The sequence below is a fragment of the Devosia sp. genome (assembly GCF_040509215.1).
Lineage (GTDB): Bacteria > Pseudomonadota > Alphaproteobacteria > Rhizobiales > Devosiaceae > Devosia.
In genome coordinates, this window is sequence record NZ_JBEVLL010000110.1 from 1 (window position 1) to 7,483 (window position 7,483).

The following is a 7,483-nucleotide window of genomic DNA, read 5'->3' on the forward strand; positions in this document are numbered from 1 at the left end:
CCTTGGCGTCGAAAAGCGGGTGGGTATATTCGAACCGCGCGATTTCCTCGCGCGGATTGTCCGGCGGATTGAGGGTCACGAACAGATCGCGCCCTTCCAAATGCTGAAGCTTGTTCATCCAGTAGGAAACGCAGAGCGGGCCTTCGGTGGCTGTGGACGAGATATAGTTCCAGCAGCACCAGATGCGACGGCGACGCGGCATATAGGCCGTGTCGGCGTGCAGCACGGCGAGGTTTTTGGTATATTCGAAGGCGCCGAGCAGCTTGCGTTCGTCCTCGGCCGGTTCATCGAGCATGGCGAGCGCCTGGTCGGCATGCGTCGCAATCAGGATGCGGTCGAAGCGATCCTCATTGCCCTTGCGGTCGCGCACCGTGACCCCGGCGTCATCGCGGATCACCTTGGCGACGGGCGAGGAAAGCCGCACCTCGCCGGAAAACTGTTCAAGCAGCGCGTTGACATAGACCCGGCTGCCGCCCTTGACGGTGCGCCAGAGGGGACGCGCTGTGAGTAGCAGCAATCCGTGGCTTTCAAAGAAGCGCACGAAGGCGAGTAGCGGATAGGAGCGGATGTCATTGGCCGACGATGACCAGATCGCCGCGGCCATGGGGAGGAGATGATCATCGACGAAGGACCGCGAATAGCGCTGGGCGCGCAGATATTCGTCGAGCGTCAGGCGCTGCAGATCGGGTCGGTCGAGCACGGCAGGGGCTTCGCGGTAAAAGCGGATCAGATCGCGCAGCAGCGCCCAGAAGCGGGGACGGAACGCATTGCGCCGCTGCCCCAGCATGCCGGCAAGACCCTCGCCGCAATATTCGAACTTGCCCTCGTCGAGCGAGGCGGAAAACGACATTTCCGTCGAAACGCTATCGACCTCCAGATGCTTCATCATGGCGGTGAAATTGGCGTAGTTCCGGTCATTATAGACGATGAAACCGGTATCGACCGGCCCCGTCCCTGGAACATCGACCGTGTGGGCATGGCCGCCGACATAGTCTTCGGCCTCGTAGAGCACCACATCATTGGACTTGGAGAGCAGCCAGGCGGCCGAAAGCCCAGAAACACCGCTGCCAATAACGGCGATCCGCTGGCGCGTCGGTTGCGGTCCGGAAAAAGCCCCGGCGGAATGAAACATGATTTGGTCCCGTCTGTTTCATGCAGATACGGGTCTGGGACCAATTTAGATCACTCTTTGGGTCATATTTTTGCGTTGGGCGAAATTTTGCCTCGCCAGTGATCCACCGATTTGATGGCGCCGTAGTTTGCGGCATGACACTGGCAATTTACCCACTGACCGGGAAGTGCGACGATGGCGCGGCGATGATGCGCCTGCGGCGCGCTGCGCCCCGCAAGGACAAAAACCGGCAGGTCATGACCACGGACCAAAACCAAGACGGCTCCCTCCCCAACGATCTCAGTACAAAACTGGTGGCCATCGCCGCCTCGGCCGACATGGTCGCCTTCGAAGCCCTGTTTCGCGAGTTTTCCCCGCGCATCCGGGCCTATCTCCTGAAGATGACGCGCGACGCGCAGGCTTCAGAAGACCTGATGCAGGAAACCATGCTCGCCATCTGGCGCAAGGCCGGCCAGTTCGATCCGGCGCGCGGCCATGCCTCGGCCTGGATCTATACGATCGCCCGGAACATCTGGATCGACGCGTGGCGGCGGCAGCGCCGGCCGGCCTTCGATCTCGACGACCCGGCCCTTGTCGCCGATCCCGAGCCCGATGCTCCGAGGCTCATGGAAGACAAGGAAAGCCGCGCTGCCGTGCATGCGGCGCTGAAAAACCTGCCGAGGGAGCAGGTCGAACTCATCAAACTCTCCTTTTTCGAGGAGGCCTCCCACAGCACCATCGCCGAACGTCTCGGCCTGCCCATCGGCACGGTCAAGTCGCGCATCCGCCTGGCCTTTGGCCGCCTGCGTACGGCGCTGGAGGATCTGAAATGACCATCCGCCACCACATCAACGACGATCTCCTCCTCGCCTATGCTTCAGGCAATCTTGCCGAAGGCTGGTCGCTGGCCGTCGCCTGCCATCTTGCCATGTGCCCCGACTGCCGCCGCGCCCTTGCCGTCGCCGAAGCCACCGCCGGTGCCCTGATGGAAGAGCTGACGCCCGAAGCCGGCCCCCAGGATTCCTGGGAACAGCTCAAGGCGCGCCTCCTTTCCGAACCGCAAGAGCCCGTCCAGCCGATCCTGCGCCCAGCCAAGGCCGTCTTGCCCGAGCCGCTGCGCTCCTATCTCGGCGGCGATCTCGACACGCTCAAATGGCGCAGCATGGGCACGGCCAAGCAGATCGTCATTCGCACCAATGACAACGAAACGCAGGTGCGGCTCCTGCGCATCGGCGCCGGTACGCCCGTGCCCGAGCACACCCATGGCGGCCGCGAACTGACGCTGGTGCTGACGGGCCGTTTCCACGACGAGGTCGACAGTTTTGGCCCCGGCGATCTCGAAGATGCCGATGGCTCCCTGACCCATCAGCCGGTGGCGGATCCCGAGGAAGATTGCATCTGCCTCGCCATCACCGACGCACCGCTCAAATTCCGCAGCCGTCTCATGCGGATCATCCAGCCCTTCCTGGGCATCTGAGGAGAAGACCATGGCCGGACTTTCGCTTCTGACGCTGCTTGCGGCCTATGCCGGCGCCGCCGTGGTCTTTTTCGCCCTCGATTTCCTCTGGCTCACCGTCATCGCCATCGGCTTTTACCGGGCCGAGATCGGCACCCTGCTCCTCGAACGCCCCAATTTCATGGCCGCCGGGGCCTTCTATCTCTTCTACGTTGCCGGCATTGTCGGCTTTGCCGTCGTACCGGCGGTGTCAGCGCAATCCTGGCTCTGGGCCGTCATTGCCGGCGTCGCGCTGGGCCTCATCGCCTATGGCACCTATGATATGACCAATCTGGCGACGCTGAAGGACTGGTCGTGGAAAGTCAGCGCCATCGACTTGGTCTGGGGTGGTTTCCTCAGCGGCGTTGCGGCGCTGGCCGGCTATTGGGCCGCCCGCCTCACCGCTTGAGTTTTGAAGCGATCGGCAGCGAGAGCGCATAGGGCAGCATGCCCAGGAGCCGCAGCGGCCAGATCAGCCGGCGGGGGAAAGCCACTTCAAAGCTCTTGCCATCGAGCCCACGCAGGATGCGCGCGGCCGCGTCCTCCGGTTCAAGGATCGCCGGCATGTCGAAATCATTCTGATCGGTGAGGCGCGTGCGCACGAAGCCCGGGGTCACGAGCCGCACATCGACCTCTGGAGCGAGTTCCACCCGCAGGCTCTGGGCAAAATTGACGATGCCCGCCTTGCTGGCCGAATAGACCTGCCCCTGCGGCAGGCCAAAAAGCGCCGCAGCGGAGCCGAACAGCGCCAACTGTCCGCCCTTCCGCAGATGTTTTGCTGCACAACGGGCGACATTGAACGTCCCCGTCAGATTGGCCGCAAAAATAGCCTCGGCCTTTTGCTGATCGGCCTTGAGCACCGGACCCGGGTCATAAATCGCCGCGGTGACGATGACCCGATCAAACGGCCCATGCGCCGCTGCCGCGCTTTCAAGCGAAGCGGGATCGACTACGTCGGCCACAGCCGCCGCATGCCCATCGCCAAGCTCGGCAACCACCGCATCGAGCGCGTCCTGCTTGCGGCCGGACACGACGATCCGCGCGCCCTTTTGCGCATAGGCCTTCGCCAGCGCCGTGCCGATGCCGCTGCTACCGCCGATGATCCAGATTTTCTCGCCCGTCGCGACCATGCGAATCTCCCCGTGATCAGGGAGATACGAACCAGCGGCGTCTTTGGATGCGCGAAAGGCCCAAAAACACGAAAGCCCCGGACCAAGAGGTCACGGGGCTTTTCGCATCGAGAAATTGGTGCCCAGAAAAGGACTCGAACCTTCACGCCTTGCGGCACACGGACCTGAACCGTGCGCGTCTACCAATTCCGCCATCTGGGCGACGGGCGTGTAACTAGGGCCCAGCCATTTCAAAGTCAACGGGCTTATGACGGTTTTTAGAAGTTTGCCCCATCCCAATGCTTTATCGCGTCCTTTTCGATCCGTGGCGGGTTTTCGAGGCAGTTCACATTGATCATGTACATGATGTTGCCCTTGCCGTCGGAACCACGCGCAAAGGACTCGATGCCGCAGGTCTTGCAGAAGAGATGGTCGATCATTTCGGTGTTGAACCGATAGGTCGTAAGGTTATCCGCGCCCGAAATCAGGGTGAAATCGGCTTCGGGCATGGACTGCATCACCCAGCCCAGCCGCCGGCAGCGCGAACAGTTGCAATCGCCGAGCCCCGAAAAATCGGTATGGGCGGAAAAGCGCACGGCGCCGCAATGGCACTGGCCCTGATAATCGTGTTTTTCGGGCATGGCGTTCTCCTTTATTGGAACAAAAGAAGAACATATCTTCATTGGAGTCAAGCACGGCCCTATCACGATTTTCTCGACATTGGCCGCTTTGCTGGGATAGAAGCATTCCAAACTTTGTGCCCAAACGCCTTGCCGGAGTCCAAAATGGATCGCTTCTCGCCCAAACTCGTCACTGTCTTTGGCGGTTCGGGATTTGTTGGGACCCATCTGGCCCAGGTTCTCGCCCGCGCCGGTTATCGCGTGCGCATCGCCGTCCGCCGCCCCGATCTGGCGGGTGATGCGAAGATGCTCGGTGGCGTCGGCCAGATCGTGCCGGTTCAAGCCAATATCCGCAATGAAGCCTCGGTGCAGCGCGCTGTTGCCGGCGCCGATGTGGTCATCAATCTCGTCGGCCTCGGCTATGAAGGCGGCAAGCAGACCTTTGCGGCCGTCAACGTCGATGGCGCTGCCGCCATTGCCCGTGCCGCCAAGGCCGCCGGCGTTGCGGCGCTGGTTCACCTGTCCGCCCTCGGCGCCGATGTGGCTGCCGAAGTCAGCGAATATGCCGCCAGCAAGCTCGCCGGCGAACAGGCCGTGCTCGAAGCCTATCCGCAGGCCGTCATTCTCCGTCCCTCGCTGATGTTCGGCCATGGCGACGGCTTCTTCAACAAGATGGGTTTCCTCGCCCGCATGCTGCCGGTCATGCCGGTGATCTCGGGCGCCTCGCGCTTCCAGCCTGTGCATGTCGGCGACGTCGCCGAAGCAATCGTCGCTGCAGCCGAAGGCAAGGTGAAGACCGGCCGCGTTTATGAGCTCGGTGGCCCCACCGTCGAGACGCACAAGGATCTCCTTGCCCGCGTCTTGCGCGAAACCGGCCGCAAGCGTCCGCTCGTCGCGCTGCCCTCCGGCATTGCCAAGCTTTTCGCCCTGCCCTTCACCATCCTGCCGGTCGCTCCGCTGGTCACTGCGGACCAGATCGAGCTGCTCGGCGTCGACAATGTCGTCTCCGATGCTGCCATCAAGGACAAGCGCACCCTCGCCGCTTTCGGCATCGTGCCCACCTCGATGGATACGATCCTGCCGCAATATCTGTGGCGCTTCAGCAAGCATGGCCAGTTCGATCGCCCCAAGACCGGCGACGTGTCATTGGCAAACAGCCGCTAAAAGACTCTTCCTCACGCATGTCTTTGTCCCGAAACCGGTACCACTTTCGGGAGACATGCTGTAGTTCCGGGGCAGCAAGCCCCGGACTGACATGACCCTGACCACCCAAATCGAGTACCTCGGCCACAAGGGCGAGGGCGTCGCCCATATTGATGGCGAGCGTGTTTTCGTGCCCTTCGCCCTGCCCGGCGAAGAGGTTGTTTTGACGCGCGAAGGCGAGCGCGGCACCCTGGTCGAGGTTTTAACGCCGTCTGCCGATCGGCAAGACCCCTTCTGCCCCCATTATGGCGCCTGCGGCGGCTGCCAGCTCCAGCACTTGGCTCCAGAGGCCTATCGCGCCTTCAAGACAGGTCTTGTTGAAACCCCGCTGATGCAGGTGGGTATCGAGGCCAAGGTGCAAAAGTTCGTCGAGGCGGGCGGGGCGGGACGGCGCCGCGCGACGCTCCATGCGCGAAAAGACGCGGCCGGCTATATGCGCCTCCGCAGTCACGACCTGCTTGATCTTGATACCTGCCCCATCCTCGTCCCGGCGCTAAAACCCGCCGCCGACATTGCCCGCGCCATCGGCGCCATGATCGGCCCCTGCGATGTCAGCCTTACCGCCACCAATACCGGCCTCGACGTTTCGGTGAGAAGCGCGGTGAAGGGGCTCAAGGGCGACCGGCTCATCCCCCTCGGCAATCGCTTCCGCCTCGCCAGGCTCGCCTTCAATGGCGAGATGATGTTCCTTGCCCAGATGCCGAGGATCACCATGGGCCGGGGCGATGTGGAACTGCCCATCAGCAGCTTTTTGCAGGCGACGGCCGAAGCCGAACAGGTGCTGGCCGATTATGTGACGGAAGCCGTGGGCAAGGCCAAATCGGTCGCCGACCTCTTCTGCGGCGTCGGCCCCTTCGCGCTGCGGCTCGCTGAAAAATCGACCGTCTTTGCCGCCGATAGCGACAAGCCTGCAGTCACCGCCCTCGACAAGGCGGTCCGCTATGCCAAGGGCCTCAAGGCCGTTACCGCCAGGACGCGCGACCTCTTCCGCGAGCCCCTCACCCGTTTCGAGCTCAACTACGATGCCGTGGTGCTCGATCCGCCGCGCGCCGGCGCCGAAGCGCAGGTCAAGGAAATTGCCGCTTCCAAGCTCAAGCATGTCGTCATGGTCGCCTGTGATCCCAAGAGCTTTGCCCGCGACGCGGCCCTGTTGGTCAAGGCCGGTTTCGCCCTGTCCGATCTCGTCGCCGTCGACCAGTTCACCTATTCGACCCATATCGAAATAGCCGCGACCTTCCGTCGATAGACTTTCTTAATTCCGGGCAACATCTGGGGCCGGACTAAGGCAAGCCAACTGGCATCTCACTGTCGCAAACCAGTAATTTCCCAGGAATTCTCTGGGAAAATTGAAAATTTTACAAAATCTTAGTTTGGCCGATTTTTATGGGTCTATTCACCATGAAACCTTCGGCCGGCTTCGGCGTTGGGTGACTACACAAACATGACAAAAGGGTGCTTCTGGCGCGGCGTTGCGCTGCAGCGAGGACATCCTTTCGGAGAGAACCAATGCTACGTTATGCACTCGCGCTTCCTATTGCCCTGACCTTTCTCGCCCTTCCTGCGGCCGCCCAGAACGTCAACCCGAATGGCGCCTGGGTCGACAGTTTTGGCACGTCCTTCGAGTTTTCGCTCTGCGGCACCGGCACGGATCTCTGCGGTGTCCTCAAGGACGTTCAGGGCAAGTCGCGTACGCCCGATAATCTTGCCTATGTGAACAAGCAGGTTGTTACGGCTCAGCAGGTTGCCTCGAATGAATGGAAAGGCACCGTGGTGTTCGATGGCGCCAAGGCTGCTGCAACAGTGAAGCAGACGGCGCCCGATACCATCAAGATCACCGGCTGCCGCGCCGGCATCTTCTGCCAGACGCTGACGTTCAACCGCGTCTAATAGATTTCGTCTCGCTCCCCTTGGGAGGAGCAAAAGGCCGCGCACCGGAGCCCTCCTG

The 7,483-nt window shown here is 61.9% G+C and carries 9 protein-coding genes and 1 tRNA gene; 6 read left to right on the forward strand and 4 right to left on the reverse strand.

The annotated features are described in order from the left end of the window. Positions 1 to 1,132 (reverse strand): NAD(P)/FAD-dependent oxidoreductase (locus ABW043_RS06290; protein ID WP_353920372.1); only part of this gene is annotated, 1,132 nt, incomplete at its 3' end. 134 nt (positions 1,133 to 1,266) lie between these two features. Between ABW043_RS06290 and ABW043_RS06295 the strand changes: the two genes are divergently transcribed. Genes ABW043_RS06295 through ABW043_RS06305 form a run of 3 tightly spaced genes read left to right on the forward strand, consistent with a single transcriptional unit; the run spans position 1,267 to position 3,015 of the window. Next, positions 1,267 to 1,944 carry a sigma-70 family RNA polymerase sigma factor gene (locus ABW043_RS06295; protein WP_353920373.1) on the forward strand — a complete coding sequence of 226 codons (678 nt, stop codon included), beginning with the start codon at positions 1,267 to 1,269 and terminating at the stop codon, positions 1,942 to 1,944. Continuing rightward, positions 1,941 to 2,588 carry a ChrR family anti-sigma-E factor gene (locus ABW043_RS06300; protein ID WP_353920374.1) on the forward strand — a complete coding sequence of 216 codons (648 nt, stop codon included), beginning with the start codon at positions 1,941 to 1,943 and terminating at the stop codon, positions 2,586 to 2,588. The genes ABW043_RS06295 and ABW043_RS06300 overlap by 4 nt, the downstream gene beginning before the upstream one ends. Positions 2,589 to 2,598: 10 nt before the next feature. Continuing rightward, entirely contained in the window at positions 2,599 to 3,015 is a 417-nt protein-coding gene (locus ABW043_RS06305) for a DUF2177 family protein (protein WP_353920375.1), read from the forward strand. Here ABW043_RS06305 and ABW043_RS06310 read toward each other — a convergent pair. From ABW043_RS06310 to ABW043_RS06320, 3 genes are all read right to left on the reverse strand, one after another. Beyond that, on the reverse strand, positions 3,005 to 3,736 hold the full coding sequence (locus tag ABW043_RS06310) for an SDR family NAD(P)-dependent oxidoreductase (RefSeq protein WP_353920376.1): 732 nt from the start codon (positions 3,734 to 3,736) through the stop codon (positions 3,005 to 3,007). The genes ABW043_RS06305 and ABW043_RS06310 overlap by 11 nt on opposite strands. A gap of 116 nt (positions 3,737 to 3,852) precedes the next feature. Continuing rightward, a tRNA-Leu gene (locus ABW043_RS06315) sits at positions 3,853 to 3,937 on the reverse strand. Positions 3,938 to 3,993: 56 nt separating this feature from the next. Beyond that, complete coding sequence (locus ABW043_RS06320) at positions 3,994 to 4,356, reverse strand: GFA family protein (protein WP_353920377.1); 363 nt, start codon at positions 4,354 to 4,356, stop codon at positions 3,994 to 3,996. Positions 4,357 to 4,500: 144 nt separating this feature from the next. On the opposite strand from ABW043_RS06320, the gene ABW043_RS06325 reads away from it, so the two are divergent. The 3 genes from ABW043_RS06325 to ABW043_RS06335 all read left to right on the forward strand — a co-directional run bounded on the left by ABW043_RS06325 (position 4,501) and on the right by ABW043_RS06335 (position 7,425). Beyond that, positions 4,501 to 5,499, forward strand: coding sequence for a complex I NDUFA9 subunit family protein (locus tag ABW043_RS06325; RefSeq protein ID WP_353920378.1), 999 nt, complete (start codon positions 4,501 to 4,503; stop codon positions 5,497 to 5,499). Positions 5,500 to 5,590: 91 nt separating this feature from the next. Then, positions 5,591 to 6,784, forward strand: coding sequence for a class I SAM-dependent RNA methyltransferase (locus ABW043_RS06330; RefSeq protein ID WP_353920379.1), 1,194 nt, complete (start codon positions 5,591 to 5,593; stop codon positions 6,782 to 6,784). Positions 6,785 to 7,044: 260 nt separating this feature from the next. Next, the gene (locus ABW043_RS06335) at positions 7,045 to 7,425 is read left to right on the forward strand and encodes a hypothetical protein (protein WP_353920380.1); all 381 of its coding nucleotides are present in this window, start codon (positions 7,045 to 7,047) and stop codon (positions 7,423 to 7,425) included. The last annotated feature ends 58 nt before the right edge of the window (positions 7,426 to 7,483 follow it).